Annotated in this window: 14 protein-coding genes and 2 pseudogenes; 15 read left to right on the forward strand and 1 reads right to left on the reverse strand. The window is 36.6% G+C overall.

Annotation, left to right across the window (positions count from 1 at the left end; all coding sequences use genetic code 11):
- The first annotated feature begins 208 nt into the window (after positions 1-208).
- From CHB66_RS07015 to CHB66_RS07080, 13 genes and pseudogenes are all read left to right on the forward strand, one after another.
- A complete protein-coding gene (locus CHB66_RS07015; protein WP_089239385.1) occupies positions 209-2,797 on the forward strand; it encodes an SLBB domain-containing protein in 2,589 nt (862 codons plus the stop codon).
- A gap of 347 nt (positions 2,798-3,144) precedes the next feature.
- Positions 3,145-3,531 carry a GxxExxY protein gene (locus CHB66_RS07020; protein WP_089239387.1) on the forward strand — a complete coding sequence of 129 codons (387 nt, stop codon included), beginning with the start codon at positions 3,145-3,147 and terminating at the stop codon, positions 3,529-3,531.
- A 674-nt stretch (positions 3,532-4,205) separates the two neighbouring features.
- Positions 4,206-5,318: a Wzz/FepE/Etk N-terminal domain-containing protein gene (locus CHB66_RS07030; RefSeq protein WP_089239391.1), complete on the forward strand. Its 1,113-nt coding sequence runs from the start codon at positions 4,206-4,208 to the stop codon at positions 5,316-5,318.
- A 398-nt stretch (positions 5,319-5,716) separates the two neighbouring features.
- Complete coding sequence (locus CHB66_RS07035) at positions 5,717-6,097, forward strand: four helix bundle protein (protein ID WP_089239393.1); 381 nt, start codon at positions 5,717-5,719, stop codon at positions 6,095-6,097.
- Between the two features lie 693 nt (positions 6,098-6,790).
- Entirely contained in the window at positions 6,791-8,107 is a 1,317-nt protein-coding gene (locus tag CHB66_RS07040) for a UDP-glucose dehydrogenase family protein (RefSeq protein ID WP_089239395.1), read from the forward strand.
- 652 nt (positions 8,108-8,759) lie between these two features.
- On the forward strand, positions 8,760-9,050 hold the full coding sequence (locus CHB66_RS07045) for a DUF6922 domain-containing protein (RefSeq protein ID WP_089239397.1): 291 nt from the start codon (positions 8,760-8,762) through the stop codon (positions 9,048-9,050).
- On the forward strand, positions 9,005-9,619 hold the full coding sequence (locus CHB66_RS07050; protein ID WP_089239399.1) for a nucleotidyl transferase AbiEii/AbiGii toxin family protein: 615 nt from the start codon (positions 9,005-9,007) through the stop codon (positions 9,617-9,619). The genes CHB66_RS07045 and CHB66_RS07050 overlap by 46 nt, the downstream gene beginning before the upstream one ends.
- A 681-nt stretch (positions 9,620-10,300) precedes the next feature.
- Positions 10,301-10,615 (forward strand): DUF6922 domain-containing protein, encoded by a 315-nt coding sequence (locus CHB66_RS07055; RefSeq protein WP_089239401.1) that lies wholly within the window; start codon positions 10,301-10,303, stop codon positions 10,613-10,615.
- Positions 10,616-10,623: 8 nt separating this feature from the next.
- The gene (locus CHB66_RS07060) at positions 10,624-10,941 is read left to right on the forward strand and encodes a nucleotidyl transferase AbiEii/AbiGii toxin family protein (protein ID WP_089239403.1); all 318 of its coding nucleotides are present in this window, start codon (positions 10,624-10,626) and stop codon (positions 10,939-10,941) included.
- 980 nt (positions 10,942-11,921) lie between these two features.
- Complete coding sequence (locus CHB66_RS07065; protein WP_089239405.1) at positions 11,922-13,232, forward strand: nucleotide sugar dehydrogenase; 1,311 nt, start codon at positions 11,922-11,924, stop codon at positions 13,230-13,232.
- A complete protein-coding gene (locus CHB66_RS07070) occupies positions 13,219-14,229 on the forward strand; it encodes an SDR family oxidoreductase (RefSeq protein WP_089239483.1) in 1,011 nt (336 codons plus the stop codon). Before CHB66_RS07065 ends, CHB66_RS07070 begins: the two co-directional genes overlap by 14 nt.
- A 21-nt stretch (positions 14,230-14,250) precedes the next feature.
- Positions 14,251-15,705, forward strand: coding sequence for a lipopolysaccharide biosynthesis protein (locus tag CHB66_RS07075; RefSeq protein ID WP_089239407.1), 1,455 nt, complete (start codon positions 14,251-14,253; stop codon positions 15,703-15,705).
- A gap of 258 nt (positions 15,706-15,963) precedes the next feature.
- Positions 15,964-16,870: pseudogene (locus CHB66_RS07080) on the forward strand (IS1595 family transposase).
- Positions 16,871-17,133: 263 nt separating this feature from the next.
- On the opposite strand, the pseudogene CHB66_RS07085 reads toward CHB66_RS07080, so the two are convergent.
- Positions 17,134-18,052 (reverse strand): annotated as a pseudogene (locus CHB66_RS07085) (IS1595 family transposase).
- A gap of 275 nt (positions 18,053-18,327) precedes the next feature.
- Between CHB66_RS07085 and CHB66_RS07090 the strand changes: the two are divergent.
- Together CHB66_RS07090 and CHB66_RS07095 are read left to right on the forward strand one after the other, a co-directional pair.
- The gene (locus CHB66_RS07090; RefSeq protein ID WP_170932449.1) at positions 18,328-19,776 is read left to right on the forward strand and encodes an O-antigen polymerase; all 1,449 of its coding nucleotides are present in this window, start codon (positions 18,328-18,330) and stop codon (positions 19,774-19,776) included.
- On the forward strand, positions 19,766-20,848 hold the full coding sequence (locus CHB66_RS07095) for a glycosyltransferase (protein ID WP_089239411.1): 1,083 nt from the start codon (positions 19,766-19,768) through the stop codon (positions 20,846-20,848). The genes CHB66_RS07090 and CHB66_RS07095 overlap by 11 nt, the downstream gene beginning before the upstream one ends.

Here is a 20,848-nt window from a genome sequence, read left to right on the forward strand (position 1 = left end):
TCCCTTTCTCCTTTAACCTTTTCCCTCAAAAATAATTAAATAGGCAAATGGTCAATGTTAGAAAAGGAATCTCGTGCGATCCCTTTAACCTTTAACCTTTTTCCTTTCCCCTCAAAAATAATTAAATAGGCAAATGGTCAATGTTAAAAATGGCATCTCAAGCCGTCCCTTTAACCTTTAACCTTTTTCCTTTCCCCTAATAAATCTTATGAAAAAAATAATTCTTCTCCTTAATCTCATCCTGATTTCAGGGTTTATTTTCGCTCAATCCATGTCCGATATCGCCTCCATCAAAGTCGATAACCTCTCCGACGCTCAAGTGGAACGAATGATCAAACAAGCAGAGTCCACCGGCATGAACGAACAGCAACTCATCGCCATGGCCCGCGAACGTGGCATGCCCGCGCAAGAAGTCTCCAAACTCCAAACTCGAATCAATGCCATTCGTAGTGGAAGGATGAGCTCAGGAAACAACACTGCCAATACCCAGAACCAAGGAAGGCAAGTGGAAGGAATGGAGATGAATGATGTTTTTGAGGAAAGTCGCAATCAAGACCCTTTCAGAGACCTCACACCAAATCAAAAGAAAATATTCGGTTACACACTTTTTCATAACCGCGAACTCAATTTCAATCCAAGCCTCAACATCCCTACTCCTCAAAATTACACCATCGGTGGGGGAGACCAGCTATTGATTGATGTCTATGGAGCATCCCAACAATCCTATGACCTCAAAGTAAGCCCCGAAGGTAGAATTCTAGTTCCTAATGTTGGTCCAATCCAAGTGGGGGGTTCCACCATCGCTTCTGCAACAGCTAGGATCAAATCTGCTCTAACTCAAATTTATAGTGGCTTAGGGGGTGGCAACCCAAATACCTTCATGGAGCTACGTTTGGGCAACATCAGAACGGTATCCATAGCCATGGCAGGTGAACTCAATAAACCCGGAAATTACACTCTTCCTGCCTTTGCTTCTCCATTCAACGCCCTCTTCGCAGCGGGTGGACCAAATGAAAATGGATCCTTCAGACACATTCAGGTATTCAGAGACAGCAAACTGCTCATGGAAATTGACGTCTATGAATTCCTCATCAAGGGAGAAAACACCAACAACATCACCCTCAGAGACAACGACCTCATCATCGTACTACCAGTAAGAGCCAGAGTCGAACTCACTGGTCCAGTAAGAAGAGAAGGGCTGTTTGAAGTCAAATCAGGCGAGACAGTAGAAAACTTGATCGCCTTTGCCGGAGGTTTCAAATCGGAAGCTTACAAGGAAAGACTGACAGTGACCAGAAAAACAGGCACCGAACTCAAAGTAGAAGACATCGACGCCACCAATTTCCAAACATTCATACCTCAAGATGGTGACTTTTTCAGAGTAGGGCAGATCTTAAACAGATTCGAAAACAGAGTCCAAGTATCGGGTGCCTTAATGCGCCCTGGAATCTTTGCGCTCCAAGAAGGCATGACGGTGACCCAGCTGATAGCCAAAGCCGAAGGCCTCAGAGAAGATGCCTTCCTCAACAGAGCCACATTATACAGAACAAAGGCTGATTTCTCCCTGGAAGTTTTACCTGTAGATATCAAAGCAGTGGTCAATGGAGAAGCGGAAGATGTAATTCTTCGCAGAGAAGATGTCCTCAACATTCCAAGCATCTACGACATCAGAGAAGAATACTATGTCAAAATCTCCGGTGAAGTCAACAAGCCCGGAGCATTCGCCTACGGAGAAAACATGAAAGTGGCCGACATTGTCCTCAAAGCGGGTGGCTTCAAAGAGTCAGCCTCTGCCTCCCAGATTGAAATAGCTAGAAGGGTGAAAAATGACGTCTCTGGTAAACTCGCAGAAATCATCCGCATTGACATAGACAAAGACCTCCGCATCAATGGTGCCAATGCAGACATTGTCTTGCAACCCTTTGACCATGTAATCATCCGCAGAAGCCCCGGCTTCCAGAGGGAGAAACTCGTGCGCGTAGAAGGAGAAGTCTTCTACCCAGGTGAATATGCCCTAGCCAATGCCAACGAAAGAATCTCTGATGTGCTCAAGAGGGCAGGGGGACTCAACCAATTCGCCTATGCCAAAGGCGCCACCTTGATCCGAAGAAATGAATTTTTTACAGCACCAAGTGAAAATGACATCAAAACCCAAAATTTAACCTCAGTCAAAGGAAACATCGCCAGAGACAGCTTAGATAGAACAGAATTCGATAAAATTCTTCTAGACAGAATCGATCAAAAGATTCAAGAAAAAGGAGGAGATCAAGCCAATAAAAAAGGAGGTTTAATGGCTGATGATTTTAGGAAAGAAACCATCGAGGAAATTGTAGAAGGTGATAGTACAGAGGAATTTGTAATTAGAACCAAAGAAATGGTGGGGATAGACTTAGTAGCCATCCTCAACAACCCAGGAGGAAAAAATGACCTCATCCTCCAAGAAGGGGATGTGTTGTCCATTCCTAAAGAATTGCAAACAGTAAGGATGCGAGGTGAGGTACTCTACCCAACTACAGCCAGATATAGAGACAACACAGGCTTCAAAGGCTACGTCTCCCGAGCTGGAGGCTTCACAGAGAAATCTAGAAAATCCCGTTCTTATGTAGTCTATGCCAATGGAGATGTGCAGCGAACAAGAAAAGTCCTTTTCTTCAATTTCTACCCTCACATCGAACCCGGTGCCGAAATCATCGTTCCCCGAAAACCAGAAAGAGAACCATTATCCCCTCAAGCCTGGATCGGCCTAGGAACCAGCCTCGCCACCCTAGCCCTAATCGTGAATAACCTCTTGAACTAAGAAAAAACGCTATATAGAGTAGGTGGAAAAAAGCACCACAAAACTCACAAAGTCCCTCAAAGCTCACAAAAAATTAATTCATCGTGCTCTTAGTGATACTTAGTGCTCTTTGTGGCCCAAGAAAGAAAAGAAGCGTCACAAAACTCACAAAGAAGCACAAAGCCCACAAAAATAATCCTTCGTGCTCTTAGTGCTTCATTGCGCTCTTTGTATCCCAAAAAAAAAGAAAAGCGCCACAAAGCCCACTAAGTCCCCCAAAGTTCACAAAAAAAATAACCCTTTGAGATCTTCGTGATTCATTAAGTTCTTTGTGTTCCAAATAAAGAAAAAAGCGTCCCAAAAAAAACATGTTTCCCCTATCTCTAAATACTGAAGACATAGCTCATACCACCATAGGTTGTGCTATTGAAGTTCATAAGAATTTAGGTCCTGGATTACTGGAGTCAACTTATCAAAAGTGTCTTTCTTATGAATTGACAAAAGTTGGACTTATAGTAGAGGAAGAAGTATTATTACCGCTGAGATATAAAGAAATTGAGCTGGAAAAAGCTTATAGAATTGACATGATGATTGAAAATAAGTTAATCATAGAAAATAAGACCGTAGAAAAAATAACGGACGTTCATATAGCTCAACTATTAACATATTTAAAATTAACAGAGAATAAATTGGGACTGATTATAAATTGGAAGTCAAAAATTTTAAAAGGTAATATTAAAAGAGTAATCCTTTAAAATCCCAAAAAATAAGCGTCACAAAGTCCACGAAGTTCCACAAAGCTCACAAAAATTCTTTGAGCTCTTAGTGCCTCTTGGAGCTCTTAGTGTTCCAAAAAAAGAAGCGTCACAAAGCCCACAAAGATCCACAAAGCACACAAAAAATAATTCATCGTGTTCTTTGTGTTCCTTAGAGGTCTTAGTGTCCCAAAAAAAAGGAAAGCGTCTCAAAACTCGCAAAGAAGCTCAAAGCCCACAAAAAAATAATCTTCGAGCTCTTAGTGCTTCATAGTGTTCTTAGTGTCCCAAAAAAAAGAAGCGTCACAAAACTCACAAAGAAGCCCAAAGACCACAAAAAAAAATTAATCTTTGAGCTCTTAGTGCTTCTTAGCGCTCTTTGTGTCCCTAAATAAAAGAAAGTGTCACAAAACTCACAAAGAAGCCCAAAGCCCACAAAAAAAATTAATCTTTGAGCTCTTAGTGCCTGCCTCACTTCAGGGAGGATTCTTAGCGCTCTTCGTGCCTGCCTCCCGCAAGGGATGGATTTCCTCCCGTTAGGGATGGTCCCAAAAAGAAAAAAAGCAACACAAAGCTCCCAAAGCCCCTCAAAGCACACAAAAAATCTTTGAGGTCTTTGTGCTCCTTAGAGTTCTTTGTGTCCCAAAAAATAAGCGTCTCAAAAAAACAAATCTATGTCAACAAACCCTTCCCAAACTCCCCAAAAAGACGACGACGAAATAGACCTCCTCGCCCTAGCCAAGACCATCTGGTCCCAACGCAGGAAAGTCATCTCCATCACCATCACCTTCATGCTAATTGGCCTAGCGGTTGCCATACTTTCCCCCAAGGAATTTACAGCATCCTCTACCTTCATCCCCCAAACCTCCGAATCTGCCAAAGGTGGTGGATCCCTCGGTGGTTTAGCATCCCTAGCAGGAATCAACCTAGGCTCCATGGGCGGTGGCTCTGAAATTCCTCCGGCTTTGTATCCAAAGTTTACCTCTTCTGTCAAATTCAGAAAAGCCCTGCTTCAAGCACCTATCAATGTGGAGGGAATTAAAGAATCTGTCAGCTATGCTAAGTACTATGAAGAAGTGGCTCAGCCCGGACTTTTAGCAAATATCAAAAAATACACCATTGGTCTTCCAGGTCTGATTTTAAAAGCACTGCGTGGAACGTCGGAAGAAACGCTATTGCAAACTGAAGAAGGTGATTTGATTAAACTCACGGAAGCTGAGGTAGAGCATTTCAAAAGGTTAGAATCTCAATTATCTGTTTCTCCAAACGAAAAAGAAGGCTTTGTATCCATCTCTTTCGTGATGCCAGAACCATTGATGGCAGCACAAATGGCCAAGTACGCCCAAGAACTCCTGCAAAACGAGGTAATCGCTTACAAAATATCAAATGCACGAGAGCAATTGAATTTTACAGAAGAACGCTTCGCAGAGAAAAAGGCTGATTTTGATCAAATTCAAGCTCGACTGGCAAATTTCCGTGACCGGAACCAAAACATCTCTTCTGCCACGGCCATGAACCAACTACAAAGACTAGAAGCAGAATACAACTTTGCCTTCAACATTTACACAGAACTAGCCAAGCAACTCGAGCAAGCCAAACTCCAAGTCTCCAAAGACACCCCCATATTCTCAGTAATCCAACCTGTAACCATCCCAACAGAAAAATCCGCCCCCAAGCGACCCCTCATCCTTGTCATCTTCACCATCCTCGGCCTCATCCTCGCCCTAGCCTACATCTTCGGCTCCGAATTCCTCAAAGGAGTGAAAGAACAGTGGAAGGAAGTGTAGCGTGTAGATATTAATCGTTAACCGTTCAATGTTCAACGTAGAGTACAAGCAAAGTTTACGATTATCCCCACGCTTAACGTATTTAACGCGCAGCATTAACGCTTAACGAAATAACCGTTCAACGTAAGAACTCAGTAAACTCACAATTCTCCCACGTTTAACGCTTAACGCGCCGCCGCAGGCAAGCATTAACACTTAACACGCAGCCGCAGGCAAGTATTAACGCTTAACGTTCTTTCCGTTCACCGTTAAATGTTAATCGTTCAAACGTAGAAGTCCTTACCATTCATACATACTCTCACATTTAACGCGAAGCCGCAGGCAAGCATTAACACTTAACACGCAGCCGCAGGCAAGTATTAACGCTTAACACTTAACGACAAACCTTCCTCCACCTCATGGCAATAAACTCCTTCGAAGACCTTGAGATTTGGCAAATGGCCAGAGAATTGGCTAGCTTCATTAGAGTTAATGCAACAAATCAGTCATTTAAGAATGATTTTAGATTTGTATCCCAGATAAATAGTGCTGCTGGTTCGGTAATGGATAATATCGCTGAAGGTTTTGAAAGAGATGGAAACAGAGAATTTATTCAGTTCCTTTATATAGCTAAAGGATCTTGTGGAGAAGTAAGATCTCAAGCTTACAGGGCATTTGATGCTGATTTTTTCAATCAAGAGCAATTGAATTCAATCTTGAAAATAACAGAAACACTGAAATTCAAAATCAACGGATTAATAATGACGTTAAAGAATAGTGGAGGTAAAGGGTATAAGTGAAGTTCGTTCATTGTTAAAAGTTCCTCGTTAAGCGTTCAACGTAGAGTACAAGCAAAGTTTACGATTATCCCTACGCTTAACGCGTAGCATTAACATTTAACGTTCTTTCCGTTCACCGTTAAATGTTAATAGTTTAAACCTAGCAGTCCTTATCATTCACACATACCCCACGTTTAACGTTTTAACACTTAACGCTTAACGAAATTATCGTTCAAACGTAGAAGTCCCTACCATTCACACATAGCCCCACGCTTAACGTTTTTAACGCGCAGCATTAACATTTAACGTTCTTTCCGTTCACCGTTAAATGTTAATAGTTTAAACCTAGCAGTCCTTATCATTCACACATACCCCACGTTTAACGTTTTAACACTTAACGCTTAACGAAATTATCGTTCAAACGTAGAAGTCCCTACCATTCACACATAGCCCCACGCTTAACGTTTTTAACGCGCAGCATTAACATTTAACGTTCTTTCCGTTCACCGTTAAATGTTAATAGTTTAAACCTAGCAGTCCTTATCATTCACACATACCCCACGTTTAACGTTTTAACACTTAACGCTTAACGAAATTATCGTTCAATCGTAGAAGTCTTTATCATTCACACATACCCCCACACTTAACGTTTTTAACGTTTAACGCTTAACATTCAAAAAATCCCTTCCAAACTTAAATAATCTAGAATAAGGTATGAAAATAACAGTCATCGGTACCGGCTACGTCGGACTAGTCTCAGGCGCTTGTTTCGCCGAAGTAGGAATCAATGTAGTATGCGTAGACGTCGATCAAAAGAAAATCGAAGGCCTCAAAAATGGCATCATGCCCATCTATGAACCTGGCTTAGAAGAGATCGTCAAAAGAAACTACGCCTCTGGCAGACTGCAATTCACCACAAACCTTGGCGAAGCCATCCAAGGATCAGAAGTAGCCTTCATCGCAGTAGGTACCCCTCCTGGTGAAGATGGTTCTGCTGACCTCAAATATGTCCTTGCCGTAGCAGACGAGATAGGAGCAAAGATGTCTGACTACATTGTAGTAGCTACCAAAAGCACCGTTCCAGTCACCACGGGTGAAAAAGTCCGCGCAGCCATCAAAGCTGCTTTGGATAAGAGAGGGTCTGACCTACCTTTTGCAGTAGCCTCCAACCCTGAGTTCCTCAAAGAAGGGGCTGCAGTTGAAGATTTTATGAAGCCGGATCGCATTGTCATTGGAGTGGATGACGAAAGGGCAGAGGCCATCATGAAAAGACTCTACAAACCCTTCCAACTCAATGGAGACCGCATCATCTTCATGGACATTCCTTCTGCGGAGATGACCAAGTATGCGGCCAATGCCATGCTCGCTACCAAAATCTCCTTCATGAACGACATCGCCAACCTCTGTGAACTCGTAGGAGCCAATGCCAACATGGTCCGCAAGGGGATAGGCTCTGATCCAAGAATCGGTACCAAATTCATCTACCCTGGTGTAGGCTATGGAGGCTCTTGCTTCCCCAAAGATGTCAAAGCCATCATCAAAACAGGCAAGCAATACGGCTACGAACTCAAGGTGCTGCAGTCTGTTGAGGATGTCAACGATGCACAGAAACATGTCCTTGTAAAGAAAATCAAGCAACACTTCGGGGAAGACCTCTCTGGCCTGACTTTCGCCATCTGGGGACTAAGCTTCAAACCCAATACGGACGACATGCGCGAAGCTCCAGCCATTGTCATCATCGATGAACTCATTGCTGCCGGTGCCAAAGTCAAAGGTTATGACCCCATCGCCATGAAAGAAGCCCAGCACATCTATGTAGGAGACAAGATCGCTTATGCCAAAGACGCCTATGATGCCTGCGTAGATGCAGATGCCCTTTTGCTGGTGACCGAATGGTCCGAATTCCGCATCCCCTCCTGGGAAGCCCTCGGCAAACTCCTCAACAACAAAGTCATCTTCGACGGCCGCAACATCTACGACAAAAAATACCTCCAAGACCTCGGCTGGCTACACTACGGAATAGGAGTTTAGGAGAGGTTAAATGTTAAAAGTTAAGCGATTAATAATGTTTAATCGCTTAACTGCCCCGATCCTTCTGGGCAAATAACCAATGATGTTTAATTGGTTAACTGCTTAATCGTTTAATTGCCTTCCCTTTAGGCTTAACACTCTTTATTTTCACCGTTAAATGTTCATCGTTCAAACGTAGGAGCCTTTATAATTCACACATACTCCCACACTTAACGCTTAACGCTCTTTCCATTAAACGTTAAATGTTAATCGTTCAAACGTAGGAGCCTTTATCATTCACACATACTCCCACACTTAACGCTTAACGCTCTTTCCGTTAAACGTTAAATGTTAATCGTTCAAACGTAGGAGCCTTTATCATTCACACATACTCCCACACTTAACGCTTAACGCTTAACGTTTTTAACGCTTAACGCTACCCACCCTCAAACCCAACCTTTCACCTTTTACTTTTTTCCTTTCTCCTATATGAATTGTTTAATAGTTTAACTGATTCTGACAAACAGCACTTCAAATAAGCAACCCCGATCCTTCGGGGCAACCCCGATCCTTCGGGGCAAATAACCATTTTAAACACTCTTTTTTCTGTCTTTAACAGACCTTTTTATTTTTACTTATTATTACCTAACTTATCCGAAAAATTAAATGAGTCATGCTCAATAAATTATCAAATCGGTTGTTTTGGGATGTAAATCCTCAATCACTAGATGCAGAAAAAGATATTGCATTTATAATTGCTAGGGTTGTAGAAAGAGGTACACTCGAGGAATGGAAATTGATAGTTACAGAATATGGCATTGCAAAGATCGTTAGGGTTGCCAAAGAATTGAAGTCACTAGATATTAAAGCAGCAAACTTTCTAGCCCAAATTTCAGATACACCTATCACTGAATTCAAGTGCTACAATATCAAACAGTCGAACCCAAGACACTGGATTTATTAAAAAGTATTTCTTCCTTACCATTATTTTCAAAACATAGATTGGTTGGAGGTACCGCATTGGCATTAATCTTTGGTCATAGGTTATCTATAGATTTAGATTTCTTTAGTACAGAACCGTTGGATCACGAAGAAATCTTATTTTCAATCAAGACAATAGGAAAAGTAGAAGTAGTCTCTAAGTCAAAATTTATCAATTCATTTTTTATAAATGATGTCAAAGTAGATTTTGTTTCTTTACCATATAAGTGGATTGATGATCCAATCCTAGAAAATCCTGTCAAGTTGGCAAGTATAAAAGATATAGCAGCAATGAAATTGGCTGCAATTACAAATAGAGGATCTAAGAAAGACTTCATTGATATTGCATTATTGATAAAGGAAGTAGGTTTGGATAATATGATATTATACTACAGTGAAAAATATCCAGACGGAATGAAAATGATGGTCTTGAGAAGTTTGGTTTATTTTGAGGATGCTGAATCTCAACCTGATCCAGTCATGCTAGTGGATTATAATTGGTCAAGTATCAAGCAACTTATTCTCAATGCTACAAAAAAGTATATAGAATAACCATTTATAGTTTATTCGCTTAAAGTTTAATCGTTTAACTGAACCTCTCGTCCACCTAGGCTTAACGCTCTTTCCGTTAAACGTTAAATAGCTTGTCCGCCGCGGCGGATTAATCGTTCAACGTGGGAAATTAGTAAACTCTCGATTCCCCCACGTTTAACGCTTATCGCTTAACGCACCGATGTAGAAGCATCAAGACGGCCCTTGGTGAGGCTGGTTTTAAGTTAATTGTGGAAACCGTTAAAAAAATGGGTTAGCTCGCGAAGCTTGCAGCGAGATCCACCCATTTTTAGGTTGTAACAATTGGCTTAAAATTAAATTGGGTCGACAACTGTAACAATAAATACATTAGTAATCCCAATTTAAAAGCATCACCTCAGGCCTAGATTTTTTGTTACTTTTTCATCAATAGCCTGTCCCGCAGAATTGCGGGAGAAAAAGTAAGAGAAACAACCTTTGAAGTCTTAAGAGAGCTCCTCTCACTAAAGAATTAACTTCAATTTAAATAAGATAAATTCAACTCCTTCAGAGTTAAAGATAGTAATAATCCCCACTTCACACCTCCACCGCATTCCCATGCAGGGTTAATAAAATTCATTCCCTTCGGGAATCCCCATAAATTTGATAAGTCAATCTACTACTCCACTTTACTTTTTCCCTAGATTTAATTAATTTTCTCAAATGAATCTTCAAAAAACAGAAATCAAACCCACCAACTTTTCTTCTTATTTATTTTGGGATGTTGCTATCGATAGACTCGATTTGGATACATCAGCACCTTTTATAGTCGAGAGAGTCTTACAATTGGGACAACTTGAAGATTGGAATTTATTGAAATCCTATTATGGAATAGATAAAATCTTAGAGCTGGCAAAAAAACTAAATTCCTTAGACGATGTAACGATTAACTTTTTATGTACAATTTTTGAACAAAAGAAAGAAGATTTCAAATGCTACACACGGAGACAGTCCAGCCCGCACTTCTGGAATTATTAAGCAAGATCATGACTGATCCACTTTTTAATGAATTTAGACTTGCTTCAAAAGAAGATATAGGAGCCATGAAGCTAAACGCAATAGCTGGTCGTGGGAGCAAAAAGGATTTCATCGATCTATATTTTCTGCTTAACGAATTTTCTCTTGAAGAGCTGATTGGGTTCTATAGAGATAAATATCAAGATGGATCTGAATTCTTGGTATTAAAGAGCCTTTCTTACTTTGCTGACGCTGATACCGAGCCAACGCCATTAATGCTAAAAGATGCAAACTGGGATAAAATAAAGAATCAAATAGCAAATTCGACAAAAAATTATATGAAATAACCATTAATAGTTTAATCGATTAAGTGCTTAACTGTTTAACCGAACTTCTTAAATAGCACTTCAAATAAGCAACCCCGATCCTTCGGGGCAACCCCGACCCCTCGGGGCAACTAACCACTTTAAAGCTCCTGGTTACCCCAAAAAAAAGAAAGCGTCACAAAACCCACAAAACCTCTCAAACCCAACCTTTCACCTTTCACTTTTTACCTTTCTCCTAACTGGATTGCTTAATCGCTTAACTGAGTCTCTCGTCCATCTAGGCATAACAATCTTTCCATTAAACGTTAAATGTTAATCGTTCAAACGTAGAAGTCCTTATCATTCACACATACTCCCACACTTAACGCTTAACGCTTAACGTTTTTAACGCTTAACGCTACCCACCCTCAAACCCAACCTTTCACCTTTTACTTTTTTCCTTTCTCCTAAATGAATTGTTTAATAGTTTAACTGATTCTGACAAACAGCACTTCAAATAAGCAACCCCGACCCCTCGGGGCAAATAACCAAATAACCATTAAATGTTTCTTCGTACTTCATACAATTTTTTTATAACCTTTCCCCTAAAAACTTGCATTCTCAAAACCGACCGAGTACTTTTGTTACTCACTTTAAGGGCTCCTCTTAACAAGGAATATTTTAAATTAAAGAAATACGAAAAGGAGCCGTTAAGTGTTAAAATGTTAAACGTTCAAACGTGGAAGTCCTTATCATTCACACATGCTCCCACATTTAACGCTTAACGCGCAGCGAAGCAAGCATTAACGCTTAACTTACATTCCCGCTAAGTCTGTGACTGAAAGGGCGAAGCTGTAAGAAACCGTTAAAAGTTAATCGTTCATCGTTAAAACGTGGAAGTCTATCATTCACACATACTCCAACGGTTAACACTTAACTATTAACGCTTAACATTTCTTAATCTTTCGCTCCCTCTGCACCTTAGCACTCTTAGCGAGAGCCTTTAACTTTCAAATACAATTATGCTCAAACCCCTTAATGAATCAAAAATCGCCATCATAGGCCTCGGCTATGTAGGCCTTCCCTTGGCAGTAGCTTTTGCTGAAAAGTACAAAACTATAGGCTATGATATCGACTCCAAACGAGTAGATGAATTGCAAAAAGGTCATGATCGAACTCTGGAAGTCGAGGATGAAGACCTTCAAAAAGTCTTAGTAAAAACACCTGTTGAATTAGATGAAAAAGGATTTGGCCTTCAAGTTACTGATGCTGTGCTTCCAATTTCTTCCTGCAATATCTATGTAGTAACTGTACCCACACCCACAGACAAACATAACAAACCAGTACTCACCCCAATGCTCAAGGCCTCAGAAGCTATTGGTAGAGTTTTGAAAAAAGGGGATGTAGTAATCTATGAATCCACAGTTTATCCAGGAGTTACAGAAGAAGAATGTGTTCCTGTTTTAGAAAAAGTTTCTGGATTAGAGTTCAATGAAGATTTCTTTGCAGGATACTCTCCAGAGAGAATCAATCCAGGGGACAAGGAACATACAGTAACCAAGATCTTAAAAGTCACCTCAGGGTCAACCCCAGAAGTTGCTACTTATGTAGATAACCTTTATAAGTCTGTCATCACAGCAGGTACACACAAAGCCTCTTCAATCAAAGTAGCAGAAGCTTCCAAGGTAATCGAAAACTCCCAAAGAGACATCAACATTGCCTTTGTCAACGAGCTATCCAAAATTTTTAACTTACTAAACATCGATACCCAAGAAGTCTTAGAAGCAGCAGGAACAAAATGGAACTTCTTGCCATTCAAACCAGGCTTAGTAGGAGGTCATTGTATTGGTGTAGATCCATTCTACCTAGCCCAAAAAGCACAAGAAGTTGGGTACCACCCAGAGATTATCCTAGCTGGGAGAAGACTCAACGACTCCATGGGCAAGCATGTGGCGACGGAGACCATCAAACACATGATGCGCAAAGACTTAAAGGTGATAGATTCAAAAGTTCTAATTCTAGGATTTACCTTCAAAGAAGATTGTCCGGATGTAAGAAACACTCGAGTAATCGACATCTATAATGAATTAAAATCCTTTGATATGGAAGTAGATGTTTATGATCCGTGGGCAGACCCTGCTGAAGTCATGCATGAATATGGGATTCAAATTGTTAATGGAGATACACAACAGAATTTGGCGCAATATTCAGCGATCATTCTTGCAGTAGCCCACAAGAAATTTAAATCATGGGATTTAAAGAAATCAGATGATAAAGTAATATTTGATGTGAAATCTGTTTTATCTAAAGAAGATGTTGATGCAAGACTTTAAGGAGAATCCTCAATTTAGAAAACTTGAAGGAAAAGTAGTTTTAGTAACTGGAGGAGCTGGTTTCATTGGATCAAACTTATGTGAAGCATTATTGGATCTTGGTGCTAAAGTAGTTTGCTTGGATAATTTTTCAACAGGACACCGACATAATATTGAAGGGTTTTTCAATAACTCAAATTTCAAATTGATTGAAGGAGATATTAGAAGTCTAGAAACTTGTCAAGAAGCCTGTCAAGAAGTTGACTTTGTATTACATGAAGCTGCGCTAGGCTCAGTACCTAGATCGATAAATGACCCTATTACTTCAAACGAAGTAAATGTTTCTGGATTTCTAAACATGCTTGTTGCAGCAAGAGACAATGGCGTAAATAGATTCATTTATGCAGCCAGTTCATCCACTTATGGAGATTCAGAAAAACTCCCGAAAGTAGAAGATGAAATTGGCAAACCGCTTTCTCCTTACGCCATTACTAAATATGTAAATGAATTGTATGCGGATATTTTCAACAAGGCATACGGTTTAGATACTATTGGCTTAAGATACTTCAATGTTTTTGGAAGAAGACAAGATCCTAATGGTGCCTACGCCGCTGTTATCCCTTTATTTGTAAAGAAACTAATGAATCATGAAAGTCCGGTAATTAATGGAGATGGGACATTTTCTAGAGATTTTACCTATATAGATAATGTAATTCAAATGAATCTCCTTTGCCTAACAACAGAGAATAAAGAGGCACTTAATCAAGTTTATAATACCGCAGTTGGAGATAGGACCACATTAGTATCTTTGGTAAATTTGCTTAAAGAAAACTTAGCTAAATTAGATCCCGAGATAGCTAAAATTGAAGTGATTCATGGACCTAAAAGGAATGGGGATATTCCTCATTCGCTAGCTTCAATAGAAAAGAGTAAAATTCTTTTGAACTACAGGCCATTATTTAATATTAATAAAGGTATTTCAAGTGCAGTTGACTGGTATTGGAATAGTCTTGTTTAAGTTTATTTAAGGACTTAAAAAATGCCTAAATCTTTAAAAAATGAATTAATTTCAGGTACACTTTGGTCAATTGGTGGGCAATTATCTTCGCTAGCAATTTCTTTACTAGCAAATATATATTTGGCAAGACAATTATCTCCAGAGGAATTTGGGCAAATGGGAATTGTCATGTTTTTTATTGTTATTTCTAATGTTTTTTCAGAAGGAGGATTAGCAGGTGCAATTATTAGAAAAGAGAAGGTAACAAAAATTGATTATTCTACAGTATTTGTTTTTAACATTTTTGTAAGTTTTTTATGTTTTTGTATAATTTATTTAATTTCAGAATCAATTGGAAAATTTTATAGTGATCCAGTCATTAAAAATCTATTAGTTTTTGCCAGTATTATTCTAATAGTAAATGCCTTTCATATTACTCAAAATGCTTCTTTGGTAAGGAGTATGAGATTTAAACAGAAGTCACTTTACAATTTCATTGCTGTTTTTTTTTCTTCAATTGTTGGAGTAATACTTGCCAAAACTGGATATGGAGTATGGTCTCTTGTAACCATGCATGTTTTAACTTCCGTAATTACAACTGTATTGCTGATTTCTTTTGAGGGTTTTTTGCCAAGATTGAGGTTTAGTTTTGACTCATTTTCATCTCTCTACTCCTTTGGTGTAAATACAACTTTAGCTTCTCTTTTGAATACTGCCTTTGATAATATTTATCAACTAATTCTAGGTAAATATTTTTCTATATTACAAGTTGGCTTGTTTTTTCAAGCAAAAAAAATTCAAGACGTTCCAGGAAATATAATTAGCCGTGTTTTGCAGAGTGTTATTTTTTCATCAATGTCTAAACTTCAGGATGACAAAAATAAGTTCATCAAAGAATACAAAACAATTATGGTTTTTTTTTCAGTTATATTGGGAATTATAACTTTACTGTTTTTTTTATATGCTAAAAATATTCTGAGTTTATTGTTAGGTGAAAAATGGCTTGGAGCTACTTTGTTTTTAAAATTTTTAACTGTCGCGTCTTTTTTTTATTTTCATGAAATGCTTAATAGAGTGATTTTTAAAGTCTTTAATAAAACGAGAAAGATACTTGTTTTAGAGGTTGTTAAAAAAATAATATTGTCATTAACAATAGTTTTAGGTATAATTAAAACTGATATTAATGTCCTTATGCTAGGATTGGTTTTTTCTAATGTCATTAGTTATTTATTGAATACATATCAATCCAATAAAATTATAGGAGGTTTATTTAGAATAGAATTGTTTTTTATTATTAAAATAATTTTTGTGATATCTTTTATAATATCATTATGTGAAATAATTTTTAATTTTAATAAAATTGAAGGGTTAGAAGCTTTTTATTTTCTCCCATTAATTTTTATTTTATATTTTTTTTCATTGAAAGTTTTTAATGTGTTTGATATTATCCTTTACCTTAGAAGGGTGAAGATGTACAAGAAGACAATAAGAAAATAATAAATATTTCTAAACTTTCTGTTTTTGATACTCATTCTATTTTTTCAAAAGAGAGTTTAAAACCAATAAATCTTAGTTTCCACATTGAAGCAAGAATAATTTAAAGCAGTAAATTTTCAATATCTAACACAATTGATTTTAATAATTATGTAAATACGGAATTATGCCAGTAGCCAAATCTAATATTGACAGCCTGTGACAATAATTTAATTTGTAGTGATTAGATATAGTACTTGTGATCAAAAAAAAGTTCTGATTATGAATTCATTAAAGTTTAATGAAAGATTCCCTGATGAAGCAGCATTCATTGAATATTTCACGTTCAAGCGGATTAATGAAGGCGTTATCTGTAAGAAGTGTAAAGGTACTGATCATTACTGGCTTCACTCGAAAAACATCTTTCAGTGCAAAAGTTGCTTTTTTAGAATTAGTCTTAAAAGCGGTAGAGTGATGGAAAACAGTAATCTCTTCCTTAGAGATTGGTTATTAGCAAAATCACTTTCATCAGTGCAACCAAGCAAGGCTTCAGTGCCTTAGAAATTCAGCATTAGATGGGTTTACCCGTTATCAGACAGTTTGCTTGTGTCATAAGTTAAAGGTGGTTATGGGCAAAACCGATGATTAGTATAGGCTTGAAGACATGATTCAATATGATTTAGCTGATATTAGAAAGGCAACATCAACGAAGGAAAAGAATTCCAAAAGAGGAAGATGCACTCAGCAAAGGGCAATGGTTGCAGTGATCGCCGAATCAAATGTTTTGGAGGATTTCAAAGCCGGTGAGCTCACAAAAAACTGTAGATACTTTAAAAGAAGAAGATAGATAACTTAAAGGCGAAAACTGCTGAAAAACTAGTCAAGGATTTAATTGATCCGAAAGCTGTGCTACAAGCCGATGAAAGCACTACCTTTTCAAATTTTTAAAGATTTCATTTAAGTTCATGTGAAGGAAACCTCCAGTTCAAAAGAAGGTAAATACAATCTCAAAAGGACTCATTCAGCAATAAGTACTCTTAAAAGCAGTCTTACAAAATAGTATCTGTAAAAAACTTCAGAATTACCAAGATGATCTATGCTATAAACTCAACAGAAGATATTTGTGGTGAACAGTTATTTAATAGGCTGATTATTGTGTTAATTCAAACCTACTCAAAGTAGTGGATAATCATATTAATAATTATTCCTGATTAAGATGTAGTAATTAATGCTAGCCTAATTATAAAAAACACTGAGAGCATTTGAGGAGATGCAGTTTGAGCTTTTACTAATTTCATTATTTAAAAATAGAACAATAAAAGAGGATAAAGATTTAAAAATAAAAAAGAATGCTATATTATTTGCAATTATATATTTAATAAAAGTTATACATAGAGATAAATTTATTTCCTTAAATGAAAATTTGTATTTAATTATAATTGATTAATATGATTATCCGCAATCATGCCAGTATGGATAAATTGAAGCAATGATGAGCCTGTCAAATAGTTTTTGACCGAAATATCTTCTGTTGAGCTTGTAACAAAACTCATCAAGATAGTTCTGCATCATCCTCTCTGTTATCATATGGTATGTTTGCAAGTGTTTCTTTAGATTACTAATAGCAATATGAACCCACTTTAGGTTGAAGTTGCCTTCATTTGTTCCAGAGATCTCTCTGACATGAACATCAATACAATCACTCAGATCTGAGAAGGTGGTACTTATCTGTTTGAAGTACAGTGTCTTTATCAATAAATTCCTTGATTAAAACCTGTGCTGTTTTAGCCTCCAAGTTCTTTATCTTCTTCATCTTGAAATATCTGCAGCTCTTTTCAAGTTTACCCGAGTCAAGATCCTCCAGTACGGTTGATTCAGCCATAACAGCTACTTTAGACTGTTTCTGGCTTCCCCTGCCTTGTTTCAACTTGTTTTTGGTTTTATTACTGACTGCTTTTCCAACAAAGGCTTCATCATATTCAACCATTTCTTCAAGTCTGTAAATATTGTCCCGTTTTCCCATTACTACTCTGAATTTATGGTACATTCTAAAAACAGGTTCGTATCGCTTTAAACCAAGTTGTCTCTGTAGCTCTGCTGCACTGAAACCCTTCTTGGTGGCTGATATGAACGTTATGGCAAGCATCCATATGCGAATTGGGAGATTGCTGTTCTCCATCACGGTTCCGCTCTTGATACTTGTTCGGAAACTACAGGCAGAGCACTGGAAAGATTTCTTGTTTTCAAGCCAATAGTGCTTGTTACAGTAACACCTTTTACAGATTACTCCTTGCTGAAGCCTTTGATTCTTAATGAATTCAACACAAGATGATTCGTCTGGGAAGCGATTGATGAAGTTTACAATATTCATGGTCAAAACCGTTTATTTTGACCTAATTTAGATACATTAAGTGATCACAAATAGCAATTGTCACTAACTGTCATTATATATTTATTCGGCGACTGGTACTATTGCGGATATACATATTGATTAATTTAAAATGAGGAAAACCTCAAATAATGTCCATTTATTAGTTTTAGATGTTGGCAAAAGCCGTTTCTTTGGAAGATTATCAGATATATGACAATTAAATTTTTAAAAGTAATACACAAAAGATGATTTATAAATCAAAAAAAAATTCACTTATGAAATTTTTTATTTCTCTTATTTTGTTGACTTTGTTAGTTTTCTTAAAAGATGTCCCTGTAATTTTAACTAAAAGATATTTAATATTTGTTTTATCACTTAATTTAGTTGCTTTAATATTATTCTCTCTCAGAAGAGAAAACGAGGTAAATTTAAAGAAGCAATATTTTAAAATTTCGACACTTTTTCTAGTAGGATTTATTATAGTTCACTTTCAAATATACTTAGAATATGTACTTGGTACTTATGAAAATTTTGGCCAAGATTATTTTTATGACACGACAATGGTTCCCAAGGCAACTTTAGTAGCTTCCATAGCCTTAAATGCTTTTTTATTAGGATACATGTTCTTTAAGAAAGAAAATATTAGAATAAAAAAAGAGTATAAGATATCGCCAAAAAAACTTATTTTTTATTTTAATTTAATTATGTTCTTTTTATTTATTCTTACTACTGATTTTAAATACTTTTTAGGTGGATATGGCCGAAATGGAATTGAATTATCAGCTCTGTCAAGTTTTTCAAATGAATTTTACCTTTTTTCTACTCTTGGATATATTATTATAATTGTCAGGAATTCACTTATTAAAAACAATCAAATCGATAATTTATTTGATTATTTAAAACTTTTTAACTTTTTCTTCAAAGTGGTTTTATTTATGTTTTTCATTCTTGTATTATTGTCGGGAGATCGAGGTCCATTAATACAAATAGGTCTTGTATTATTTGGGGGTTTTATTATTCTTTCAAAAAAGAAATATAAACTTCCAACAGTTATTTTCTTATTGTTTATTGCAGCTAGTTTAATTTCTTTTATTGCTTACGTGAGGGAATTTAAAGATACTAATTCTTACCTTGAAAAGATTGAAATTGCAAATAAAGCAAAAAGTGTCAGTGGAAAAAGTAAAGCTTTTTCATCTAATACGCTTGAGTTAGCAGCGTCAGTCCGTTCTTATCATGCCGCTATCATTTTCACAGAAAATGTTTCACATACTTATGGGATATTTCAAGGTTTCCAATTGTTTAGTATCATTCCTGGGTTCAGGAGTGTGTTTTTATCCTTAACCGGTGTAGACAGCGAAGATGTTGTATCTACTAAGTTTTTAACAAGACAAATTCAAGGAGAAGAGATTACCCATGGATTAGGAACCACATCCTTAGCAGATATTTATTTGGATTTTGGTGTAATTGGCACACTTATAATGTTTTATGGCTTCGGATATTTTTTAAGAATGCTGGAAGTTAAAATATTTATTAGTCAAGCTCCTAGTTTATTTTCTTCTTCATTGTTTTTTGTTTTTTTGTCTAAGTCCGTTTACTTAGGAAGGTCTCAAATAATGATGGTTTTTAAGGAGGCTGTAATCATTTTTTTGATAATTATATTATTTACGTATTTAAGTGAATTATTAATGAAATTTAAAATTGACCTTAAAAAGAATGAAAACTAAAAAAATTATTTTTACAGTTGGTCAATTAGGAAATGGAGGTCTTGAAAGACAACTTTATTATTTAACTAAAGATCTTATTTTAAATAAAATAGATGTTTCATGTGTTTGTTGGAATTTAGAAGAAGATAGTTTTTATTTTGAAAAGTTTAAAAACCTCCTAAAAGATGATTTATATATTCTTGATCAATCTCAAAAAAGCCTAAAGAAAGTTCTCTCTCTTAGAAAAATAATAAAAAAAACAAACCCAGATATTGTAATTTCATTCACATCATTTGTTAATGCAGCTACTTTTTTAAGTACTTTGGGGCTAAGATGTGATGTCATTGGATCCTTAAGAACATCCGCAGATAGATATATAAAAGATGGAGGATTAAAATCTTTTTTTAACATATTATTTCCTAGAAAGATTCTTGTTAATAGTCGCGTCGCTAAAAAGGAGTTAGAAAAAAAGCTAATATTCAGGTGTTTCTCTAAAATTCAATTCTACGGAAATTCAGTAGATCTAAAAAAATTTTCATTAACTGATCAAAATATTTTTAAGGAATATTCCATATCTGTTGGTAATATTCGAGAAGCTAAAAGAATTGATAGGTTAATTTTATTATTTAATAAATTAAGGGAAATTAATTTAGAAGTTAAACATATCCATGTTGGAGGAGGTAAAGATTTCGAAAAAATAAAACAACAAATTTCAAATAATAATTTAGAAAAACACGTAATTTTAATAGGTCAAAATTCCAATATTTTAAAAATTGCCGAGAAAGCTTCTATGCTTCTACATTTTTCTGAATATGAAGGGTCACCAAATGTAATAATGGAAGCAATGTGTATGGGGTTACCTATAATTACAACCAATTGTGGTGATGCAAAGTATTTTATTGAAAATGAAAAAAATGGCTTTGTTATCGATCCATTTGATGTCAATATTTTTGCTGAGAAATATATTTTTTTACACAATAATAAAAGTAAAAGAGAGCAAATTGGGAGGGAAAATATGCGTCTTATTAAAAGTTTTGATATAGATCAATTAGGGAATAAATTTTTAGACTCAATTAGTAAATTCAATATTTAG

Source organism: Belliella buryatensis (assembly GCF_900188245.1).
In the GTDB taxonomy this organism is placed as follows: Bacteria; Bacteroidota; Bacteroidia; order Cytophagales; family Cyclobacteriaceae; genus Belliella; species Belliella buryatensis.